The organism is Luteibacter sp. GL_149, assembly GCF_057834065.1.
Genome location: NZ_CM174395.1, coordinates 4,317,483 through 4,338,052, shown reverse-complemented (window position 1 = coordinate 4,338,052; position 20,570 = coordinate 4,317,483). Strand labels below are relative to the sequence as shown.

Here is a 20,570-nt window from a genome sequence, read left to right as displayed (position 1 = left end):
GAGCCCGCTTGCGGGCTCCTACAACAACGGTGTCGTTGGTCACACTCGTCCCTCATTGCAACCGCGCTGTAAGAGTCCGTACACATCCACGCCCCACTCTGTCGCGATTCTCTTCAATCGTGACAAAGGCCGTTCGCGGCCGATGGAGTTGTACCGATGATGTATCAGCGCCGTATTCTCGTTCTTGCCCTCGCCGCTTCTCTCGGGGGCGTCGTTCACGCGCAGGACGTGCCCGCCACGACGGATAGCAAGACCGACAAGGCGCAGCAGCTCGAAGCGGTGTCGGTCATCGGTCAGGGCGAAACGCGGCAGGTCCAGCGCATCACGCCGCAGGACCAGCAGGTGCTGCCGCCCGGTACCAGTCCGCAGAAAGTGTTGAATCGCCTGCCCGGCGTGTCGGTCCAGTCGAACGATGCATTCGGCGCGAACGAAGAATCGCAGACGATCACCCTGCGCGGCTTCAACGCCACGCGAATCGGATACACGATGGACGGTCTGCCGCTGGGCGATAACGCCTACGGCAACTACAACGGCCTGAATATCAGTCGCGCGCTGATTTCCGAGAACCTCACCAGTGTCGAGCTCGCGGAAGGCATCGGTTCGCTCGGTACGCCTTCCACCAGCAACCTCGGCGGCTCGATCCAGTATTTCTCGTCCGATCCGGCGAAGATCTTCGGCGGCAAGGTTGCGCAGACCTTCGGCAGCGACAACAACCGTCGGACTTATGCGCGCATCGATACGGGCGATTACCACGGCTTCTCCATGTACCTGTCCGGCGTGCATGCCGGTGCGGACATGTGGGCGCAGCCGAACTCCCCGACCAGCACGCAGCAGTTCAACGGCAAGGCGGTCTACGAATTCGGCGAAGGCAATCGCATCACGGCCTTCGCGGATACGTCGCGTACCAGCCAGGCGGACTACGCCTATCTGTCGAAGAGCGGCATGCAGCGCGGTCTCGGCTGGGACTGGAATCTCTACGCGCCGGACTGGAAGCGCGCGCTTGCCGCGGCTTATTGTGCGCCCGCGTACACGAAGGGCGGCGTAAAGGATGCGCGCTGCGGTTTCTCCGGTGGCGTCGACAATATCGACGATGCGTACTATCAGAGCCGTGCGCTACGCAGCGACGATCTGTACTACATCGCCGGCGATTTCGCGGTGGCCGACGGCGTCACGTTGCACACGCAGGTCTATCACCATGAAGACGCCGGCCAGGGTCACTGGTGGTCGCCGGGACAGAAGTCCAATCCGGGCACACCCGAAGAGCTGCCGATCTCGATCCGCAGCACCAACTACTCGATCAACCGCAATGGCGCGATCGCGTCCCTGACCTATGAGATCGGCGGCCATCGCCTGGAAGGCGGCGTCTGGTACGAAAAGAACAATCATCACGTCGAGCGCAATTTCTATTACATCGACGGCCCGATCAGCGACAACCATTATCTGACCGATCCCGATCGCCGCCTGTTCGCGCAGGACTATGTCATTACAACGAAACAGGCCTACCTGCAGGACAGCTTCAAGCTGCTCAATGACAGGCTCAGCATCGACGTGGGCGTTAAAAGCCCGCATACCAGCATGACGGCGCGCGAACAGCCGGGCGTCGAAAGCCCGTACGCCAACGGCCGGATCGACGCCGGCAAGGCGTTGCTGCCGCAGATCGGCGCGGCCTATCAGCTGGCGCCCGGTCAGGAACTCTTCCTGTCCTATGCGAAGAACATCGCCGCGTTCCAGGGCGGTGGTGCCGGCGGTCCGCTTTCGGTAAGTCAGGCCGCGTTCGACGGGACGAAGGGTGCGCTGAAGCCCGAGCAGTCCCGCACATGGGACGGCGGTTTTCGTAGCACGGGCCGTTATTACGAGGCGTCTGTGGCCGTCTATGACGTTCGCTTCGACAATCGCCTGCTGTCGCTGAATCCTTGCCCGAGCATCGAAGTCGGTACGCGTCCGGAGTGCAACACGGCTTTCGTGAACGTCGGTTCGGTGAAGAGCCGCGGTGCGGAATTCACCTTTATCTGGAAGCCGATACGCGGCCTGGAATGGTACAACTCGGCCTCGTTCAACCATTCGACCTACGAGGATAACTACGTGGCCAACGGCCAGGTCGTTCCGGTCAAGGGCAAGACCACCGTCGATACGCCGAAGAGGATGTTCGCGAGCGAACTCAGCTGGCGCAACGGCCCGTGGTTCGCGAGCCTGCGCGGCAAGTTCACCGGTAAGCGCTACTACACCTATACCAACGACCAGAGCGTCGCCGGTGCGACGACCTTCGACTTCGGCGCGGGTTACGATTTCGGTCCGACGATCGGCCTGAAGGACCTGTCGCTGGCGCTGAACGTGACGAACCTCACCGACAAGCGCTACGCGTCCAACCTCACGGCGTTCGCCGGTACCGATCCGGCGGGCCGCGCCCTCGCGTTCCACGCCAGCGCGCCGCGCCAGAGCTTCGTCACCCTGTCGGCGGATTTCTGACGATGGCCGGTCGCGTCATGGGCACGTCGATTCGTCTATCCTCCTGCGTTCTTGCCGCTTTTGTGGGAACGCTCGCCATGTCCGTCCAGGTCGAAGCCGCCGACAAGCCGCTGGCCGCCAAAGTACTCGTGATCGGGCATCGCGGCGCCAGTGCGTTGCGCCCTGAGCACACGCTGGCTTCGTACGCAAAAGCGATCGAGGACGGTGCGGACTTCATCGAGCCCGACCTTGTTTCCACGAAGGACGGCGCGCTGGTCGCCCGGCACGAGAACGAAATCTCCGGTACGACCGATGTCGCGGCGCATCCCGAATTCGCCGCGCGGCGGGCGACGAAGACCATCGACGGCGTGTCGGTCACCGGCTGGTTCACCGAGGATTTCACGCTCGCCGAGCTGAAAACGCTGCGCGCCCGCGAACGCCTGCCGGAAATCCGCACGGACAACGCGCACTACGACGGCCAGTTCCAGGTGCCGACCTTCGACGAGATCATCGACTTCGTCGCGGCCGAGTCGGCCGCACGCGGACGGGTGGTCGGCATCATTCCGGAGATCAAGCATTCGACGTATTTCGCCGGCATCGGTTTGCCGATGGAAGACAGGACGCTCGCGACGATCGATGGGCATACGTACACCCGCACCGCGCCGGTGGAGATCCAGTCTTTCGAAGTCGGCAACCTGAAATACCTGCGCGGCAAGCTCGGCAAGACGCATCCGAACGTGACGTTGCTCCAGCTGATGGAACGTCCCGATGCGCATCCCGCCGACCGGACGGCACCGACTTACGCGGTGATGATGACGCCCGCCGGACTGAAAGAGGTCGCGACATACGCGGACGCGATCGGTCCGTCCGTCCGCAGCATCATTCCGCTGACCGCCGATGGTTCCCTCGGTACACCCTCGGCGCTGGTGCGCGATGCGCACGCCGCGCGTCTTCAGGTACATCCCTACACCTTCCGCCCGGAAAACCATTTCCTGGCGCGCAACTTCCGCAACGCGGACGGTGACGCGGCGCGGAACGAGGCGGGCTCGATCGCGGAAATCCGTGCCTACCTGGCCACGGGTATCGATGCGTTCTTTACCGACGATCCCGCGATCGGCCGGAAAGCCCTTGCCCGCTAGATCCGTATGTCTGGTCGCCCGGCGGCCTTGAGGATCGTCGGAAACCCCGATCCGCGCGATTGGCTATCATCGCCCGATTGCCAGTACCCAAGGGTTGCCCGATGTCGGTGTTTCAGAAATTCACGCGCCACAAGTCCGTGGAGCAGCTGCAGGCGGAAGTGGGTGCGCGTCGCGACTTCCGCCGCGTACTCGGTCTGTGGCAGCTCACCGCCATCGGCATCGGCGGCATCATCGGCGTCGGCATCTTCGTGCTGGCCGGCCAGCAGGCGGCGGTCAACGCCGGCCCGGCCGTGGCGCTCAGTTTCATCATCGCCGGCCTGGGCAGCGCGTGCGCGGCCCTGTGCTACGCCGAATTCGCCGGTCTGATCCCCGTTACCGGCAGTGCCTACACCTATGGCTACGCAGTCCTCGGCGAGGGGGCGGCGTGGATCATCGGCTGGGACCTCCTGCTGGAATACGCACTGGTGGTGGCGGTGGTCGCCATCGGCTGGTCGGGGTACGTCCAGGTGCTGATGGCCTCGGCGGGCGTGCATCTGCCCGAATGGGCGCAGAAGAGCATGAGTCCCGACACCATGCGCTACTTCTGGCAGCAGGGACTCGGCGCGGTCGGTATCCCGGTATCCGATCCGGTCGCGGGTCCGACCGACGGTCATCGCTTCAACGTTATCGCGGCCGGTATCTCGATCCTGGTCGCGATCCTGCTTTCCGTCCGCACCGAGTGGGGCGCCCGCCTGAATACGGTGATTGTCGGCATCAAGGTCATCGGCGTGATGCTCGTGATCGGTGTCGGCGCATTCTTCATCAATACGGCCAACTGGCACCCGTTCATTCCCGAGCGCATCGTCGACGCCAAAGGCGTCGGCCACTTCGGTTGGCACGGTGTGCTGACGGGTGCGAGCGTCGTCTTCTTCGCGGTCTTCGGCTACGACACGTTGACCACCGCCGCCGAGGAAGCGAAGGAGCCGCAGCGCGATCTTCCTCGTGCGGTGCTGTTGTCGCTGGCTGTCGCGATGGTGCTGTATATCGCCGTGTCGCTGGTGCTGACCGGCATCGTTCCTTATGCGACGCTCAGCGGCGAAGCGTCGGTGTCCGACGCGTTCAACGCCATCGGCCTGCCGTGGCTCAGCAATGTCATCGCCGTGGCCGCGGTCATCGGCGTTATCAGCGTGCTGTTCGCCTTCATGCTCGGCGCGGCGCGCATCTGGTTCGCGCTGTCGCGCGACGGCTTGCTGCCCGCGTGGTTCTCGCGCGTGCATCCGCGCTTCGGCACACCTGCGCGTCCGACCATGATCCTCGGCATTTTCACGGCGCTGGTTGCCGGTTTGCTGCCGATCGGCGAAGTGGCGGAGCTGGTGAATATCGGCACGCTCAGTGCGTTCATCCTGATCTGCGCATCGGTGATGGTGCTGCGTGTGCGCAAGCCGGAACTTGAGCGCAAATTTCGCACGCCCGCCGTATGGTTCGTGGCACCGCTGGGCATACTGTTCTCAGCCGCGCTGATTTACGGTTTGCCGTGGATCACGTTCGAGCGCTTCGCGATCTGGATGGCGATCGGTCTGATCGTGTACTTCGCGTATGGCATCCGGCATAGCAAGCTGGGCAAGCCGGACTGACGCCTGTCGACGTCCTCACCGTCGCCCCTGCGCAGGCAGGGGCCCAGGGCGAACGCGTATGTTTGGGGCGTGGCGCGCCGGATCGCGCTCTGAAAGCACGATCGGACGAAATCGCTAAAACCCTGTGCGCCGCAGTGGGTTCTTGCCTGCGCAGGAACGATGATGGGTGGTGAGGTATATCGCGAAAAAAACGGCCGCGAAAGCGGCCGTTTTGTGCATTACGGAACAGCCGCTATCAGAAGCGGAATTCCAGCGTTCCACCGAACACGCCGGAGTTCACGGTCTGCTTCGTACCGATGATGTGCTGAGCCTTCATCGAATAGTGGTCGTAGGTGACCGCGAGGCCGAGGTTCGGCGTGAAGTCGTAACCGAAGCCAAGGCCGGCGTAGATGCCGTTGTCGGTCGACGAGACGCTGTCGCTGGCGGTTGCGGAACCCGCATAGGCGTCGGCGCGAAGCTTCGACTTCGAGTGCGCCAGACCCAGGCGCGCGGTGATGAACCATGACGAGGGCAGTTCCCACTTGGCGTTACCGCCGATCAGGATCGTGTCCGCCTTGAGCGAGGTCGTCACTCCGACCTGGCCGTAGTTGTACCTGCCGGTCATCTTGCCGAGGTTCGCGTAGCCACCTTCGACGCCGAGGTAGAACGGCGCATCCACGGCCCAGCGGTAGCCGATGGCGACGCCGTACGCCGTATCGGTCTTGTCCTGAAAGAAGTCGTCGCCGCTGGTGTCGTAGCGCGAGCTACCGACCGAAGCATTGACGAAGGCCCCCTGGCTGGCGGCATGCGCGCCGAACGAGGCGAACGAAAGCGCGGCGGCCGCAGCCACCGAAAGCAGTACCTTTTGCATGTTTAGTCCCTGTTCCCTGTTTTATCGAGTATCCCGACCTCTTTGCCGGGATTCCCGCACTCGGCGGGCGGGGCATTCTATCCGCGGATGGCGGGCAAGTGCGTAAGTCGTGACCTATGGCAGGGTGGGGCGGACGGGTGCTGCCGTTAGGATCGATCGCTTGCGCGGGGGGATACCCGGCCGCGCGACCTTCGAGCTCGCGCAAGGATGACTGAGCGCAACCAGGCACCATTAGGAGACCCCATTGAAAGCCACCATCCTTGCCTCCGCGCTGCTGGCCGCTATTGCCGGCATCGGCGCGTCGTCGGCTCATGCCGATGTGCCCGCCCCGCAGGACATCGCCTATAACGGCACCCTGAAGATCGCCGTCGACGCCACCGATCTCAATCACCGCATCCTGCGTGTTCGCGAAACGATTCCCGCGCCGGCCGGTCCGCTGACGCTGCTGTTCCCGGAGTGGATTCCGGGCCACCATTCGCCCAGCGGTCCCATCGATCAGTTCGCGGGCCTGGTGGTCACGGCCGGTGGCAAGCGCATCGAATGGGTACGCGATCCGCTGAACGTCTATGCGTTCCACGTCACCGTGCCGGAAGGCGCCGCGGGCGTGGACGTCGAGTTCCAGACGCTGACGCCGCAGGACACCCGCCAGGGCCGCGTCGTCATGACGCCGGAAATCGTCAACGTCCAGTGGAACCAGGTCTCCCTGTACCCGGCCGGCTATAACGCCGACCGCATCCAGGTGGAGCCGACGGTCAAGCTGCCGGAAGGTTTCCAGTTCGGCAGCGCGCTCGAAGTCGCCAGCCAGAGCGGCAGCACCGTGACGTTCAAGCCGATCGATTTCAACAATCTCGTCGACTCGCCGATCTTCGCCGGCAAGTACTTCAAGCGCGTGGACCTCGATCCGAACGGCCGCTCGCCGGTGCACCTGAACATCGTGGCCGACAACGCCAAGTCGCTGGAAATCAAGCCTGAAGCGCTGGAAATCCATCGCAAGCTCGTCCAGCAGATGGACAAGCTGTACGGCGCACGCCACTACAACCACTACGACTTCCTGCTGGCGCTGACCGATAAGCTCGGCGGCATCGGTCTGGAGCACCACCGTTCCAGCGAAAACAGCGCTGCGCCGGGTTACTTCACCGAGTGGGAAAAGAACTGGCTCGGCCGCGACCTGCTCGCGCACGAATACAACCATTCCTGGGACGGCAAATACCGTCGCGGTGCCGATCTGGCGACGCCGAACTTCAACGTCCCGATGGGCGACAGCCTGCTGTGGGTTTACGAAGGCCAGACGCAGTTCTGGGGCAATGTCGTCGCCGCCCGTTCGGGCCTGATGACCCAGGACCAGGCGCGCGACATGCTCGCTTTCGTCGCCGCCACGTACGACAAGGGCCGTCCGGGCCTGTCCTGGCGCAACATCCAGGACACGACGAACGATCCGACGATCTCGCAGCGTCGTCCTCTGTCCTATCGCAACTACCAGATGAGCGAAGACTATTATTCGGGCGGCCAGATGGTGTGGCTCGACGTCGACACGCGTCTGCGCGAACTGACGAAGAACAAGCGCTCGCTGGACGATTTCGCCAAGGCCTTCTTCGGCATGAAGGACGGCGACTGGAAGGTCAATCCGTATACGTTCGAGGACGTGGTTTCCACGCTCAACGGTATCGCTCCGTACGACTGGGCGTCCTATCTGCGCGAGCGCATCGACGGCCATAAGGGCCCGATCGACGGTATCGAACGCGGCGGCTGGAAGCTGGTCTACACCGACAAGCCGTCCGACGCGGTCAAGGCCTTCGAGGCGCGTCGCAGCTTTGCCGACCTGACCTACTCGATGGGTGTGGCGGTATCCGCGAAGGGCGACATCTCCGACGTGCGCTGGGACGGTCCGGCCTTCAACGCCGGCCTCTCGCCGGGCATGCACCTGGTCGCGGTCAACGGGAAGGAATTCTCCGGCGACGTGCTGAAGGACGCGGTGACGGCGGCGAAGACGGACAAGGCGCCGATCGAACTGCTGGTCAAGAACTTCGACGAGTACAAGACCATCAAGGTCGACTACCACGAAGGCCTGAAGTACCCGCATCTGGAACGCGAAAAGAGCAAGCCCGACTGGCTGGGCGAGCTCTACAAGGCGAAGTAAGTACGAACGGCGCCCCCCAAAGGGCGCCGTTTTTCGTTGGAGGCCATGGCGCCTGGGCCGCTTCTACACCTCTTTACCCATCTCCGTTACACTACGCGTCCGCTGTACCTGCGCCCGTAGCTCAGCCGGATAGAGTAGTGGCTTCCGAAGCCATTGGTCGGGGGTTCGAATCCCTCCGGGCGCACCATCTCCCACGTCGCTATGCGAGCCGCCACCATTCATAGGGTGGCGTCGCTGTAGCCGGTTGCGGGTCGCCAGGCCTCGCACCACTTATCAGTAGCGGATCTTTATGACCGCAAGGCGTTTGTGGCTATAGTTCCTGAGCCCATTCTCAAAATCGCGCGAAATCGTCATCCTCTTTACTCCTTCCTCGCGGCTATAGATTTTCATGCCGTAGTTCGAGTCGAAATAGACCACCTCGGTGGGACTCAATGCCACGGCCACGACGTGTCCGCCGGATATAAGAAGATACGTATTGATATTGCCGCCTGGAAAAATCTCGGAGTGCAGGAACATGACGATATCGAAGGGAGATTTCGCTCCGCAGTAAATTATGTCGACGAAGCCGAGGATGGTGTACTTGTCGCGTAGCTCGGAAAATATTTCCGACACAGTGTCGGGATCGGCTTCGTAAGCCGCGGTGGCCGTTTCCCGCAATGTGGTTCGTGTATCCGCACTTGTGGCATGGCGTCTCGTGTTGAAGCCGTAGCTGACCATGTTATGCATCAATCCACCCTCTGTTCGCGAGGGGATGGTTCTCTCGGAAAACTCCGACCAGGTATGCACGTTCCTGATCCATGCCAGAGCAAGGCCATGGCATATGCCGGAATGCAGTTTCGCGGAAGGATTCAGCGACGACCTTTCGTAGTGCTGACCAAATGAAACGCCCATATTGGTCGCTATAGGGAAGTTCTTCGGCATTTGGCGGTTCGCTCCTTGCGCTGCAACGTTGAGATGAAGCAGCCCGCGCGACAGTCGCGACGCCTCTCCGGTGACCGAAGTTACATGGATTGAAAGCATGGCGAACCTCGTCATCTGTTTGCCTGCCGGTTCTGTGAAAGTAGACACACTTCACGATCTGGCCTGTCGCCGTTCCGTCACGCTAGGCACTTAAGGTTCGCGACTAGTCCCCGGACAACGGGGCAGGGGAATTCACGGAATACTTTTGGGGAAGGGAATGCAGGGACATATCCGCAGGCGTTGGCTCTCGGTAGCCATCGCGTCGTTGCTTATGGCCGGTACGGCCTATGCGCAGAACACCTCGTCGTCCATGAGCGGACGCGTACTCGATGCCAGTGGCGCACCTGCCGCCGGTGTCACGGTCGACATCGTGCACGTGCCTTCCGGTACCACGCGCGTCGTCACCACCGATGCCAGCGGCCGCTACAAGGCGCAGGGATTGCGTGTCGGCGGTCCGTTCGATGTGACGGCGAAGACCGCCTCGGGAACGGCGGAGCGCGACGATATCTATCTGCAACTGGCCCAGGACACCAGCCTGGACCTGATCGTCGCGGCTGCCGCGACCGGTGCGACGCAGCTCGAAGGCGTGCAGGTGCGTGCGAATGCCAGCGATGTCGCCATGGCGCAGATCTTCACCGCCGACAACAAGGGCATGGGCACGCAGGTATCGCAGCAGGAACTGAAGATGCTGCCGGTGCCGAATCGCTCGATTCAGGACATCGCACGCCTGAATCCCGCGATCACGGTGACGAATAAGAGCAAGGGCGAAATCTCCGCGCTTGGTCAGAACAGCCGCTACAACAACATCACGATCGACTCGGTACCGACGAACGACTCGTTCGGTCTCGAAGACAACGGCCTGCCGGCGCTGAACCAGCCGATCTCGCTGGACGCGATCGAGGCGTACAACATTTCCACCGCGAACTACGATGTGGCGAACAAGCGCGCCGTCGGTGCGAACATCAACATCGTGACGAAAAGCGGTACGAACGATTTCCACGGTTCGGTCTATTACGTTTACCGCAACGCCAGAAACATGGTCGGCGATAACCAGGCCGGTGCCGAGTTCAAGGGCTATACGCGGCAGTGGACCGGTGGCGCGACGTTCGGCGGTCCGATCATCAAAGACAAGCTGTTCTTCTTCGCCAGCGTGGAGAAGTCCAAGACGCTGGCACCCGCGCCCAACTTCGGGCCGCTCGGTTCGGGCAAGGGCAATATCGTGCCCATCAGCCAGTCCGACATCGATCGCATTTCGCAGATCGCGACCCATCTCGGCATGAATCCCGGCACGTTGAATGCGGCCGGTGCCGATCAGGACGAGAAGCGTGGCCTGTTCAAACTCGACTGGAATATCGCGGACGGTCACCGCCTGAGCCTTCGCTACGACAAGGTCAACAGCGAACAGCCGAACCTCAACGGCTACAGCACGTCGTCGACGTCGCCCAGCCTGAGCCTTTCCAGCTACTGGTTCACCAAGCATCGCGAAAACTCGCAGTGGGTGCTGAACGCTTACGACGATTGGAACGAATCGTTCTCCACCGAGGCGGCGTTCTCGTATTCGAAGTACGACGCGACGCCCACGGTGCAGACGCAACAGCCGCAGGTCAAGGTCTATACGAACGGCGTAGTGAACGGCAGCACGATTACCGGTCCCTTCGTGAACCTCGGCGAGGAAGAGTTTCGTCACTACAATATTCTCGGCATCAAGAGCTACAACGGCTTCTTCGCCGGCACGTGGTTCGTGGGCGATCATGCGATCAAGGCCGGTGTCGATTATCAGCGCGACGAGTTCTACAACCTGTTCGGCCGTACCGAGTTCGGTGCCTATGTTTTTCCGAGAATCGACGCATTTGCCAATAAGAACTACTTCAGCTACTCGGTTTACCAGCCCACCGATGGCAATCTCGACAGCATCGCGGCTCGCTGGAATCTGACGCAGTGGGGACTGTTCGCGCAGGACACGTGGCAGATCGGCAATCTTTCGCTGCAATACGGACTGCGTTACGACCTGCCGAAGGTGAGTAGCGCGCCGCTGAACAATCCGACCTTCAACGGTGCGTTCCCGGGTTATCCGAATAACGCGACGATTGACGGCAACGGCGTGATCGAACCGCGCGCGTCGTTCAACTACAACTTCGACGCGGAACGCCCGACCCAGCTACGCGGAGGTATTGGTTTGTCCGAAGGTGCACCTCCGGGCGTGTGGCTGTCCAACCCGTATACGAATAACGGCTTGTCGCTGACGAGTTATTCGTCGTCCAACGGCACTGGCTTCACGGCCAATCCGTTGAATCCGCTGATTCCGTCCAACGTGCGCAAGGGTGGCTCGCCGGAAGTCGACGTGACCGATGGCAACTTCAAGATGCCGACGGTATGGAAGGCGAGCCTGGGCTTCGATCACCAGTTGCCCTGGTCCAACCTGGTGCTGACCGCCGAGGTCGAACATCTGGAGACGAAGAACGCCGTCCGTTTCCAGGACCTTAACCTCGGTGCGGCAACGGGCGTGCTGCCCGACGGCCGCTCGAGCTACTGGACGACGACCGATCCGAATGCGTTCCGCAGTGTCGGCAAGACGCCGACGGGGCAGGCGATCTGTGCCACGCCCACGGGTGTCTGCGCGGGTGCGCGAGCCAATCGCGATCCGCGCTTCGGCAACGTCATCTATCTCAGCAATACGAGTCAGGGGCAGGCGACGTACGGCACCTTGCAGCTGGCCAAGCCGTTTACCGCCGACTCCGACTGGTCCGGATCGGTCGGCTTCGTGTTCGGCAGCTCGAAGGACGTCAGTTCGGGTAATGAAAAGGTCGCCGCCAGTACCTGGGCGAACGATGCCGTGTTCAATCCGAATGCCGATGCCGTCGGTCACAGCAATTTCGAAATCAGTCGCCGCATCATCGCGTCGCTGAGCTGGCAGCATCGTTTCTTCGGCGATTACACGACCAGTGTCTCGGCTTTCTACGATGGACACACCGGCCAGCCGTTCAGTTGGGTGTTCGGCAACGACGTCAGCGGTATCAACGCCACGGGAACCTCCTGGCCGATGGGTCTTGCGTATATCCCGAAGCCGGGCGACGTCCTGTTCCAGGCCGGAACGAAACAGGCGGCGATCGATCAGTTCTACCGCTTCATGGGGCAGGACAACTATCTGAAGGGTCGGGAAGGCACCGTCGCCGAACGCAACGGCGCGCATTCGCCCTGGGTCAACGAACTCGACCTGGCCATCCGGCAGGAAATCCCGGGCTTGTTCAAGGGCAACAAGGGCGAACTGCGGCTGGATATCTTCAACGTCACCAACCTGCTCAACAAGCGCTGGGGTCAGGTGCGCGATATCGGATACCCGTATATGCGCAGCCTGGCCAATTTCGCAGGCGTCGATCCGGCGACAGGCAAGTACGTGTATGCCTTGCCGCTGGACAGCAAGGGAAACTACAACCCGGGTTCGTATGTGACCGAAGACGATCGCGCGCAGTCGCGCTGGTCATTGCAGATCACGGCGCGATACACGTTCTGATCCATGACGTGCGGGAGCGCTCTTGAGAGCGCTCCCGCAGAGCGTTTCCGCGGCGCCGGGTGTCCCGGCGCCATCTGCTTAGCGAGAGTACGTGGCCGGATCGAATGTGGCCGGGTCTACATGATCGAGGCGCTTCAGCGATACCGGCTCGACGATGGTGTCGTGAGAGGTGCCGCCGATCTGGACGGGTTGGGTCACACGCGAGTACAGCACCATGTCTGTCCCATCCGCGTTAAGCAGCTGGCCATCCTTTTCGTAGATGCAAAGATCCTGCGTGCCGGTAGCCTTCAGGAGGGTGGCCAGCGCGGGATCGTCCTTCGGCATGCAGCGCAGATTGACGCCATTGACTGTACGGCGCTCGGAGAAATGGCTGTTGTCCTGCGGAGATCCGGCTACCTGTGACAGAACGTCGTCGTCCGTTTCCGTGGTGATCTTGCCGTCGTAGTCGCGCTTTACGCGCGTTATCTTGCCCTGATGCGTGATCAGGGTTTCGGTTGTGACCGGCCAGATACTGAACTCGCAGCCCTGCTCGGCCTGCATCTTTTCCGTATTCGCGTCGGACAACTGCTCGGTCTTGCGGACATACGAGCGACCGTCGGTGATCACCGTGTTCCGTTCGACCGCCGGATCGGCCGGATCGGCGGGAAAGGGTTTTACCGGCTGGTTCAGCGCTTTGGCGCCTTCCACGCAGATATCGTAGGCGATGCGCATCGCTACGCGTTCGCCGTGGACCGGGTCGGTGCGCTGCTGCATGACCAGTTCGTAGGCATTGCCACCGTCTTTGGGTACGGCCGTATTCGTATCCGCCGTTGCCGCCGTTGTCGCCGGTGCGTTGTTGCCGGTGCAGGCGGTCAGTGCGCATGCACCCAGTACCAGAGCCGCAAGAGATCCCAGGCGCTTGCCGCGCCCATCGTTATTCAATGACATCGAGTTTTCCTTCCCCTGGAGCGACTCCGGCCAACCCGGTAGGCGAGTCCAGCGCGGATGATAGGCGTACTTTTATTGCACCGCCATGGCTTCCTCGCTCCTGAAAACAGGCTCTTCACGCATGGTCGGGTAGGGCTCGGCTTTGCCATCGCGTTCGCGTTCGGACGTTTCGGGGAGAGCCGTCGGCCACCGCCCTCGACGCTCCGTCTCCACCGTCGCTCGGGAAGGGATAGCCGCTGCGCGGCTTTTGTCTGATGGCTGCGCCCCGTCGCGCCCGCGCGGCGGGCGGGGGTTTTCGATTCGGCCTCCATGCCTCAGCGAAAACGGCGGACCGTCCAGGTCCGCCCCCTTCGGGCCTTTTCCGCCCGCCGCGCTCGGTTCCGCAAGTCGCGTCGAGGGCGGTGGCCGACGGCTCTTCCGGAGGTTGCGGTGACGTGGGGGAAAGCAGCGCGTGACGCATGACCGGTGGTGAGCGTATCCGGTCCGGTCCCCCTCACGTGCTTGGCTCGCGCTCTGTCCACAACAAACCGCAGTCGCCGATGCCGTGGCCGGGTTGGCCCTTGGGGCCGCCTTAGCCGAGGGCCGCGATGACCCGTTCGAGCGAAAGCGGCGCTACGGCCCGCTCCCGCAGGGACGGCGCCGAAGGCCCCAAGGGCCAACCCGGTCGCGGCCTCCCAAACGCACAAGTGTAAGACGGCTGTCCTCGATCGAAGCTCGACGAAACACCTCAATCCGTCCCCGCTAATGCGTGAGGAACCAAAAAAGCCCCGGCATGCCGGGGCTTTCCGTTACAACTCACGCTTACCTGTCGTCTATATTTTCGGCCCGCGGCGCAAGCCGCCGAACAGCAGCGAAAGGACGAACAGGATCAGGAAGACCACGAACAGGATCTTCGCGATGCTCGCCGCACCCGCTGCGATTCCGGTGAAACCGAAAACCGCGGCGATGATGGCGACGACGAAAAATACGACGGCCCAGTGCAGCATGGTGTATCTCCTGGTTCGGGTTCTTGCCGGCCGGCGAACGTCGGTGGCCGGGGTAACGCGATGCCGGTACTACCGGTCGATGTCGTTGCGGAAATTCTTGACCTGTTTCTCGGCTTCGTCCTTGGCAACGCCATAACGTTCCTGCACCTTGCCGGCGAGGTATTCGCTATTGCCTTCGGCGATCTTGAGGTCGTCGTCGGTCAGCTTGCCCCACTTCTCCTTCATGCGGCCGGCCAGCTGCTTCCACTGTCCCTTGATGGTGTCTTCGTTCATTGAACTCTCCGGAGTACGCCGGCGACGGCCGGCTTGGGAACGATTCGAGCATCGACGTATTGAATTCCACGTCAGCGTGGGGTGAGACGACGTCTCACCGTGCCTTGCCGTTATCTGCACATGAGCCCTGCGCACGACTGCGTTATGAAGAAATCGTTTTCATCGCCATCGCCGGTCGATCCATTCGAAAAGAGCCGAAAAAGCGATGCAAAGTTGCCGTTACACGGTAGTTTCTTCGCAATTTTCTGGCGTATGCTGGTTCGGCAGGGGGAACCAGGCAAAGGGGGCGTCATGGAAGCGAACGTGCCGCGTGTGCTGGTCTGCGAAGACAATCTGCTGTTGGCAGACACACTGGTCGACGTGCTTGCGCGTCTGGGATGCCGCGTTGTGGTCAGCGTGGGTACGATAGGTCGTGCCATGGATGCCGTGCGCGACACAGCATGCGATTTCGCGGTGGTGGATCTCGATCTGCAAGGGCGGATGGCCTGGCCGGTGCTCGACTCGCTCGAGCGTCGCGGCACCGCCTACATCGTGGCGACCTGCTTGCGAATCACCGATATTCCCCAGCCGTATGCGTCCGCACCGATGGTGCCCAAGCCGTACGATGTGAGGCAGTTGCGTCGAGCCGTCGATGCCGTGAGACGTCGCGTGACATACGAAGAACATACGTCATAAAAAAGGGCGCCCCGGGTGAACTGACCCCAAGAAGTTGGACAGTATGAGCGCTAGGCACTCAAGGCCTGGGTCCGGTACTGAACCGGGCTCAGGCCTTTTAGTTTGAGCTTGATGCGATCGTGATTGTAGTAGTGGATGTAACGTCGGATACCGTGCTGAAGCTGTTCGATCGAGTCGAAGTGATCACGATAGAAGAACTCAGATTTCAGGGTGCCGAAGAAGCTTTCCATGGCCGCGTTGTCGAGGCAATTCCCTTTGCGCGACATGCTCTGGGTGATCTGTCGTGATGCCAGTTCGTGCCGGTAGGCGGCCATCTGGTACTGCCAGCCCTGGTCGGAGTGCAGTATTGGCGTGTCGCCAGCCCCCAGCTTCCCGATGGCCTTCTTCAGCATGGTGGCGACCATCTGAAAGACCGGCCGTCGCGATGTCTGATAAGCCACGATTTCGCCGTTGTAGAGATCCAGGACCGGTGAGAGATAGAGCTTTTCACCGCGGACGTTGAACTCGGTCACGTCCGTGACCCACCGCTTGTTGGGCTGGTCTGCCGTGAATTGGCGCTGCAGGATATGGGGCGCAGCGACCGAGAGCGCGCCTCGATATGAACGGTATTTCTTGGGTCGAACCAAGGATTTGAGACCCATCGACTGCATCAGTCGCTGGATCTTTTTGTGGTTGACCGCCTCGCCATCCTGCCGAACCTGTGCGGCGACTCGGCGGTAGCCATAGCGGCCCCGGTGACGGTCGTAGATGGAACGAATCCGCCTTTTGAGACCGACATGCGGGTCCTCCACCTCAAGGGCTTTGAGGTGGTAATAGAAGGTGCTGCGCGGCAACCCGGCTGCCTTTAGCAGCCTGGGAAGTGGATGCTTATGCCTCAATCCAAGGATCAGCTGCGTTTTTTCTGCGCTGCTGCCTTCTTCTCCTGGATCAAGGCATCGAGTTTTTTTAGGTAAGCAAGCTCCGCACGCGAATCTGCCAGCGCATCGAGCAGTTCCTCTCGGGTGAGCTCTTCGTCGGGCTTGAGCGGCGTAGGTTTGGGCGGTTTGGGAGCGGCCATGACCTTGGGGCGTCCTCGGGGCTTGGGTGCCAGCGCGCCCACTCCTTCCGAATCATAGCGGCGCTGCCAAATCGCGATAAGGGTGGGATTGCGGATATCAAAGATCGCCGCCGCTTGCTGAAGCGACAGTCCGTCGCGCCCGATCCGTCGCAAAACCCCCAACTTGAAGCGGGCGTCATACCGACTGAACTTCCTCGCCAAGCCAGCGGCCCCGTGTTGTTGATAACTCGCGACCCAGCGCCTCACCATCGAATGAGTCAGATCGTGGGTTCGGGCTACCGTTTTAACGCCCGCGCGCCCCGACAGGCACTGCCTGACGACCTTTAGCTTGAATGACTTGTCGTACTTCGCCATGAAAAACCCCCGGAGATTGGACGGGTGTCCAACTTCCGGGGGTCAGTTCAGGAGGCGCCCTTTTTTGTCGAAGCAGGGGGCTGGAATCAGCGCTTCTTCACTTCGAACGTTTCGTTGCCGACGGCCTGGCCGTTCAGCGAGACGGTGACCTTGTACTTGCCTTCCGGCCACTCGTTCGGATTCTGGATCTTGAACGTCGTCACGGCCGGGCCGTCGGTGCTGATCGACTGGCTGATGTCGCTTACCGTGGTGACGGTGTCGCCGTCCTGATAGATCCACTTCGCGGTCAGCGTGGCACCGGCGGTGGTGCCTTCGGTGGCGACACTGGCGTAGATGATCTTGTCGCTGGCGACGAAGCTGGTCTTGGCCTTGGCGACCTTCTTGTCGTTGCCGACGGCGTTGCCGAGCGTGACGGACGCGACCTTCAGCGATTCGCTGGTGGCGACCGGCGCTGCCGGGGCAGCAGTCGGGGTGGCGGCAGGAGCAGCCGCGGCGGTGCTGGCGGCGGCGGGGGCCGTGGAGGCCGGTGCCGGAGCGGCCGGAGCGGTCGAGGACGGCGCCGGAGCGGCAGGCTGCTGCTCTTCCTTCTTGCCGCAGGCGGTAAGGACCAGCATACCCGCGAGGGTAGCCGTGACGAGTACGGAGGAGCGGAAGGAGAGCTTCATGGCGTGTGATTCCGGGTACGTTCGATACGAAACGGGGGACCGCGGCGTGGTTTCCCCTGGCCGCGGCAGATTACAGACTACGTAAGTAAAGGCAATAGCAATGAAGTACGCATGAACGGCCCTGGATTTACTGCCGCGCGCCGCGTGGATTGGCGGGCCGGGCGGTCGGGTCGGTGCTGCGGAAGGGGTTGATATCCAGGCCGCCGCGGCGGGTATAGCGCGCATACACCGTCAGCTCGCGCGGCGCGCAGCGCTGCGAGATATCCATGAACATGCGCTCGACGCACTGTTCGTGGAATTCGGTGTGGTTGCGGAAGGAAACGATGTAGCGAAGCAGACCGGCGCGATCGATCGGCGCGCCTGTGTAGCGGACCTGCACGCTGCCCCAGTCCGGCTGACCGGTGACCGGGCAGTTCGACCGCAGCAGGTGCGAGACCAGCGCTTCCGTAACGATGGGGCCGCCCGGGGCGCTGAGGAAATCGGCGCGCGGCGGTCCGTAATGATCGATGGCCAGTTCCTGCGCGTCCAGCAGGATGCCTTCGGGTTCCGCGATGAGGGTGCCTTCGACGTCGCCCGGCGAGCGCAGCACGACGGATACCGGTCCGCCGGCTGCTTGCGACAGGTCGCGTTCGAGCACGGTACGCAGGGCGTCCGCGCTGGCCATGCGCTCCTGGGCGAAGCTGTTGAGGTACAGCTTGAAGGACTTCGACTCGACGATATTCGGGGTGGTGGCCGGAACGCGAAACTCCGCCACGGCCACCACGGGTTTGCCGCGGTCGTCGATCCAGGAAAGCTCGTAGCCGTTCCAGACATCCGTGCCGTGGAACGGCAGCGGATGGGTCACCCCGATGTCGTCCCGCTTACCCTGGCGCGGAATGGGGAAGAGCAGGCTGACGTCGTAGCGGTCGGCGTAGACGGTGGACTTGCCCAGCGGCGAGTGTTCGGGGGACGACATGGCGGTTCGCGAATCGGTGGAACCGCCATTGTACGTGACCGGCGCGTCAGCCGTTGAGGCTGCCCATCATGGCGGGCACGTAGCGTTCGCCCGAGACCGCGTCGGCCGGGAAGATCGCGTCGATTTCCTTAAGTTCGGCCGGTTCCAGGCGCACGTCGATGGCACCCACGTTCTCTTCCAGGTATTTGCGACGCTTGGTCCCGGGAATGGGCACGATATCGTCGCCCTGGGCGAGAACCCAGGCCAACGCCAGCTGGGACGGCGTGCAACCCTTTGCCCTGGCGAACTCCTGCACCTTTTCGACCAGGCGTAGGTTCTTCGCGAAATTCTCGCCCTGGAAGCGCGGACTCATTCTGCGATAGTCGTCCTCCGGGAAGTCTTCCGGCCGGGTGATGGAACCGGTGAGGAAGCCGCGACCGAGCGGGCTGTACGCCACGAAAGCGATGCCAAGCTTGCGGCAGGTGTCGAGGATGCCGTTGCTTTCGGGGTCGCGCGTCCAGAGCGAATATTCCGTCTGCAGTGCCGTGATCGGATGAACCTTGTGCGCTCGCTCGATCGTCGCGCTCGATGCTTCGGACATGCCGAGATAGCGCACCTTGCCTTCGACGACCAGTTCGGCCATGGCGCCGATGGTCTCTTCGATCGGCACGTCGCGGTCCACACGGTGCTGGTAATAGAGATCGATATAGTCGGTGCCCAGACGCTTCAGGCTGCCCTCGACCGACGTCCTCACATACTCCGGCCGGCCGCTGATGCCGCGCGCGTTGGCGTTCGACGGATCGCGAACGATGCCGAATTTCGTGGCGAGGAACACTTTCTCGCGACGGCCGGCAATCGCCTTGCCGACCAGTTCCTCATTCGTATACGGGCCATAGGCATCGGACGTATCGAGGAAGTCGATACCGAGCTCGAAGGCCCGTTGCAGCGTGGCCATCGATTCGGCATCGTCGCGGCCGCTATAGAACTCGCTCATGCCCATGCAGCCAAGGCCCAGAGCGGAAACCGTCGGCCCGTTGCGGCCAAGTGTGCGGGTGATCATGCGTGTCTCCTGCGGTTCGAGGGGGAGAGGGGAATCGCCACGACGGGCGGTTCCTCCGGGGATTCGGGAACGGACTGGCCGTAGAAGGACCGGTAAAGGGCGATCTTCTCGTCGAGCCGGGCGATGGTTTCGGTGAGCCGTTGAAGCTCGCCGCGCATGTGCGACGCATGACGCGCCAGCAGATCGCCTTTCAGGCGTACGTTCTCGGGGGTCTCGCCTGCACGGCGCAGCTCCGCGTATACCTGGATATCGCGCATGGACATGCCCGTGCCGCGCAGGCGCAGCACGAACTCGATCCAGGCCATTTCCGGCTCGCCGTAGACGCGCTGGCCGGAGCGACGGGGAACCGGATCGATCAGGCCGATCTGTTCGTAATAGCGCAGCGTATGCGCGGTGAGACCGGTGGCGAGAGCGGCTTCACGGATGCTGAGAAAGGTGGGCATGCGAAGACGATACGCCTTCGAGTGCGCTCTAAGTCAACCCTTCAGGATGAAACGATTTTCACGTGGGATTGCCCTTAAATCCGTTTCACACCGGTAACGGGTGTACGGGTGTCGGCTTGTGGTCGGCGTCCAGCGCGATCATCGTGAACGTACCGCGCGTGCAGAGTTCGCGCGCGCCGGAGATGAGGTCTTCGGTGAACATGGCGACGTCGATCTTCATGGACGTGCGCCCGACGCTGACGACTGTGGCGATGAGTTCGACCATCTGCCCCTTGCGCACGGGCACGTGGAAATCGACCTGCTCCGAGCGGGCAGTGACGACGATCTGGCGCGAATACCGCGATGCCGCGAGGAACGCCGCCTTATCCATCCATGCCAGTGCCTGTCCGCCGAAAAGCGTGCCGAGGTGGTTGGTGTGGTCGGGGAAGACGATTTCGAGGAGACGGGCTTCGGTGGGATTCGAGGGGGATGCCATGGGCGTCGGCCTTTTCGTTGTGCGTTGCGACATTGTGGGCGACGCACACGCTTCGTGCCACCCGTC

Annotated in this window: 17 protein-coding genes and 1 tRNA gene; 7 read left to right on the top strand and 11 right to left on the bottom strand. The window is 62.2% G+C overall.

Annotated features, from left to right (window positions below; genetic code table 11):
- The first annotated feature begins 156 nt into the window (after nucleotides 1-156).
- The 3 genes from AC3IR3_RS19045 to AC3IR3_RS19035 all read left to right on the top strand — a co-directional run bounded on the left by AC3IR3_RS19045 (nucleotide 157) and on the right by AC3IR3_RS19035 (nucleotide 5,197).
- Nucleotides 157-2,466: a TonB-dependent receptor gene (locus tag AC3IR3_RS19045; protein WP_489194450.1), complete on the top strand. Its 2,310-nt coding sequence runs from the start codon at nucleotides 157-159 to the stop codon at nucleotides 2,464-2,466.
- Between the two features lie 77 nt (nucleotides 2,467-2,543).
- Nucleotides 2,544-3,584 carry a glycerophosphodiester phosphodiesterase gene (locus AC3IR3_RS19040; RefSeq protein WP_489194448.1) on the top strand — a complete coding sequence of 347 codons (1,041 nt, stop codon included), beginning with the start codon at nucleotides 2,544-2,546 and terminating at the stop codon, nucleotides 3,582-3,584.
- 101 nt (nucleotides 3,585-3,685) lie between these two features.
- Complete coding sequence (locus tag AC3IR3_RS19035) at nucleotides 3,686-5,197, top strand: amino acid permease (protein ID WP_489194446.1); 1,512 nt, start codon at nucleotides 3,686-3,688, stop codon at nucleotides 5,195-5,197.
- A gap of 235 nt (nucleotides 5,198-5,432) precedes the next feature.
- Here AC3IR3_RS19035 and AC3IR3_RS19030 read toward each other — a convergent pair whose 3' ends face one another.
- The gene (locus AC3IR3_RS19030) at nucleotides 5,433-6,047 is read right to left on the bottom strand and encodes an outer membrane protein (RefSeq protein ID WP_489194444.1); all 615 of its coding nucleotides are present in this window, start codon (nucleotides 6,045-6,047) and stop codon (nucleotides 5,433-5,435) included.
- A 244-nt stretch (nucleotides 6,048-6,291) separates the two neighbouring features.
- Between AC3IR3_RS19030 and AC3IR3_RS19025 the strand changes: the two genes are divergently transcribed.
- Together AC3IR3_RS19025 and AC3IR3_RS19020 are read left to right on the top strand one after the other, a co-directional pair.
- The gene (locus AC3IR3_RS19025) at nucleotides 6,292-8,184 is read left to right on the top strand and encodes a M61 family metallopeptidase (protein WP_489194442.1); all 1,893 of its coding nucleotides are present in this window, start codon (nucleotides 6,292-6,294) and stop codon (nucleotides 8,182-8,184) included.
- Nucleotides 8,185-8,294: 110 nt separating this feature from the next.
- Nucleotides 8,295-8,371 (top strand) — tRNA-Arg (locus AC3IR3_RS19020).
- 86 nt (nucleotides 8,372-8,457) lie between these two features.
- On the opposite strand, the gene AC3IR3_RS19015 is transcribed toward AC3IR3_RS19020, so the two are convergent.
- On the bottom strand, nucleotides 8,458-9,204 hold the full coding sequence (locus AC3IR3_RS19015) for a hypothetical protein (RefSeq protein ID WP_489194440.1): 747 nt from the start codon (nucleotides 9,202-9,204) through the stop codon (nucleotides 8,458-8,460).
- Nucleotides 9,205-9,361: 157 nt separating this feature from the next.
- Here AC3IR3_RS19015 and AC3IR3_RS19010 point away from each other — a divergent pair, with 157 nt between their 5' ends.
- Nucleotides 9,362-12,655, top strand: a complete 3,294-nt coding sequence (locus AC3IR3_RS19010) for a TonB-dependent receptor (RefSeq protein WP_489194437.1) — start codon at nucleotides 9,362-9,364, stop codon at nucleotides 12,653-12,655.
- 78 nt (nucleotides 12,656-12,733) lie between these two features.
- On the opposite strand, the gene AC3IR3_RS19005 is transcribed toward AC3IR3_RS19010, so the two are convergent.
- The 3 genes from AC3IR3_RS19005 to AC3IR3_RS18995 all read right to left on the bottom strand — a co-directional run bounded on the left by AC3IR3_RS19005 (nucleotide 12,734) and on the right by AC3IR3_RS18995 (nucleotide 14,841).
- Entirely contained in the window at nucleotides 12,734-13,582 is an 849-nt protein-coding gene (locus AC3IR3_RS19005; protein WP_489194435.1) for a hypothetical protein, read from the bottom strand.
- 812 nt (nucleotides 13,583-14,394) lie between these two features.
- Entirely contained in the window at nucleotides 14,395-14,568 is a 174-nt protein-coding gene (locus tag AC3IR3_RS19000; protein ID WP_489194434.1) for a DUF1328 domain-containing protein, read from the bottom strand.
- Between the two features lie 69 nt (nucleotides 14,569-14,637).
- Nucleotides 14,638-14,841, bottom strand: a complete 204-nt coding sequence (locus AC3IR3_RS18995) for a CsbD family protein (RefSeq protein ID WP_132145900.1) — start codon at nucleotides 14,839-14,841, stop codon at nucleotides 14,638-14,640.
- 291 nt (nucleotides 14,842-15,132) lie between these two features.
- Between AC3IR3_RS18995 and AC3IR3_RS18990 the strand changes: the two genes are divergently transcribed.
- A complete protein-coding gene (locus AC3IR3_RS18990; protein WP_489194432.1) occupies nucleotides 15,133-15,516 on the top strand; it encodes a response regulator in 384 nt (127 codons plus the stop codon).
- Between the two features lie 50 nt (nucleotides 15,517-15,566).
- Here the strand turns inward: AC3IR3_RS18990 and AC3IR3_RS18985 are convergent.
- The 6 genes from AC3IR3_RS18985 to AC3IR3_RS18960 all read right to left on the bottom strand — a co-directional run bounded on the left by AC3IR3_RS18985 (nucleotide 15,567) and on the right by AC3IR3_RS18960 (nucleotide 20,504).
- Nucleotides 15,567-16,927 (bottom strand): IS3 family transposase gene (locus tag AC3IR3_RS18985; protein ID WP_489193317.1). Its coding sequence is split into 2 segments (ribosomal slippage): nucleotides 15,567-16,456 and nucleotides 16,456-16,927, totalling 1,362 coding nucleotides; the frame shifts between segments, so codons are not numbered across the junction.
- 86 nt (nucleotides 16,928-17,013) lie between these two features.
- Nucleotides 17,014-17,592: a hypothetical protein gene (locus tag AC3IR3_RS18980; protein WP_489194431.1), complete on the bottom strand. Its 579-nt coding sequence runs from the start codon at nucleotides 17,590-17,592 to the stop codon at nucleotides 17,014-17,016.
- Nucleotides 17,593-17,719: 127 nt separating this feature from the next.
- The gene (gene queF / locus AC3IR3_RS18975) at nucleotides 17,720-18,547 is read right to left on the bottom strand and encodes an NADPH-dependent 7-cyano-7-deazaguanine reductase QueF (RefSeq protein WP_489194429.1); all 828 of its coding nucleotides are present in this window, start codon (nucleotides 18,545-18,547) and stop codon (nucleotides 17,720-17,722) included.
- 46 nt (nucleotides 18,548-18,593) lie between these two features.
- Nucleotides 18,594-19,586 (bottom strand): aldo/keto reductase, encoded by a 993-nt coding sequence (locus AC3IR3_RS18970; protein WP_489194427.1) that lies wholly within the window; start codon nucleotides 19,584-19,586, stop codon nucleotides 18,594-18,596.
- A complete protein-coding gene (locus AC3IR3_RS18965) occupies nucleotides 19,583-20,029 on the bottom strand; it encodes a MerR family transcriptional regulator (RefSeq protein WP_489194425.1) in 447 nt (148 codons plus the stop codon). Before AC3IR3_RS18965 ends, AC3IR3_RS18970 begins: the two co-directional genes overlap by 4 nt.
- 85 nt (nucleotides 20,030-20,114) lie before the next feature.
- Nucleotides 20,115-20,504: an acyl-CoA thioesterase gene (locus AC3IR3_RS18960; protein ID WP_489194423.1), complete on the bottom strand. Its 390-nt coding sequence runs from the start codon at nucleotides 20,502-20,504 to the stop codon at nucleotides 20,115-20,117.
- Nucleotides 20,505-20,570: the final 66 nt, after the last annotated feature.

What these genes read in the sequence shown, in the direction of transcription:
- AC3IR3_RS19040 (WP_489194448.1), top strand. Translation starts at nt 2,544, where the DNA reads ATGTCCGTCCAGGTCGAAGCCGCCGACAAGCCGCTGGCCGCCAAAGTA.
- queF (WP_489194429.1), bottom strand. Translation starts at nt 18,547, where the DNA reads ATGTCGTCCCCCGAACACTCGCCGCTGGGCAAGTCCACCGTCTACGCC.
- AC3IR3_RS19010 (WP_489194437.1), top strand. Translation starts at nt 9,362, where the DNA reads ATGCAGGGACATATCCGCAGGCGTTGGCTCTCGGTAGCCATCGCGTCG.
- AC3IR3_RS18980 (WP_489194431.1), bottom strand. Translation starts at nt 17,592, where the DNA reads ATGAAGCTCTCCTTCCGCTCCTCCGTACTCGTCACGGCTACCCTCGCG.
- AC3IR3_RS19030 (WP_489194444.1), bottom strand. Translation starts at nt 6,047, where the DNA reads ATGCAAAAGGTACTGCTTTCGGTGGCTGCGGCCGCCGCGCTTTCGTTC.
- AC3IR3_RS18970 (WP_489194427.1), bottom strand. Translation starts at nt 19,586, where the DNA reads ATGATCACCCGCACACTTGGCCGCAACGGGCCGACGGTTTCCGCTCTG.
- AC3IR3_RS19045 (WP_489194450.1), top strand. Translation starts at nt 157, where the DNA reads ATGATGTATCAGCGCCGTATTCTCGTTCTTGCCCTCGCCGCTTCTCTC.
- AC3IR3_RS18960 (WP_489194423.1), bottom strand. Translation starts at nt 20,504, where the DNA reads ATGGCATCCCCCTCGAATCCCACCGAAGCCCGTCTCCTCGAAATCGTC.
- AC3IR3_RS19000 (WP_489194434.1), bottom strand. Translation starts at nt 14,568, where the DNA reads ATGCTGCACTGGGCCGTCGTATTTTTCGTCGTCGCCATCATCGCCGCG.
- AC3IR3_RS18995 (WP_132145900.1), bottom strand. Translation starts at nt 14,841, where the DNA reads ATGAACGAAGACACCATCAAGGGACAGTGGAAGCAGCTGGCCGGCCGC.
- AC3IR3_RS19015 (WP_489194440.1), bottom strand. Translation starts at nt 9,204, where the DNA reads ATGCTTTCAATCCATGTAACTTCGGTCACCGGAGAGGCGTCGCGACTG.
- AC3IR3_RS18965 (WP_489194425.1), bottom strand. Translation starts at nt 20,029, where the DNA reads ATGCCCACCTTTCTCAGCATCCGTGAAGCCGCTCTCGCCACCGGTCTC.
- AC3IR3_RS19005 (WP_489194435.1), bottom strand. Translation starts at nt 13,582, where the DNA reads ATGTCATTGAATAACGATGGGCGCGGCAAGCGCCTGGGATCTCTTGCG.
- AC3IR3_RS19035 (WP_489194446.1), top strand. Translation starts at nt 3,686, where the DNA reads ATGTCGGTGTTTCAGAAATTCACGCGCCACAAGTCCGTGGAGCAGCTG.
- AC3IR3_RS18990 (WP_489194432.1), top strand. Translation starts at nt 15,133, where the DNA reads ATGGAAGCGAACGTGCCGCGTGTGCTGGTCTGCGAAGACAATCTGCTG.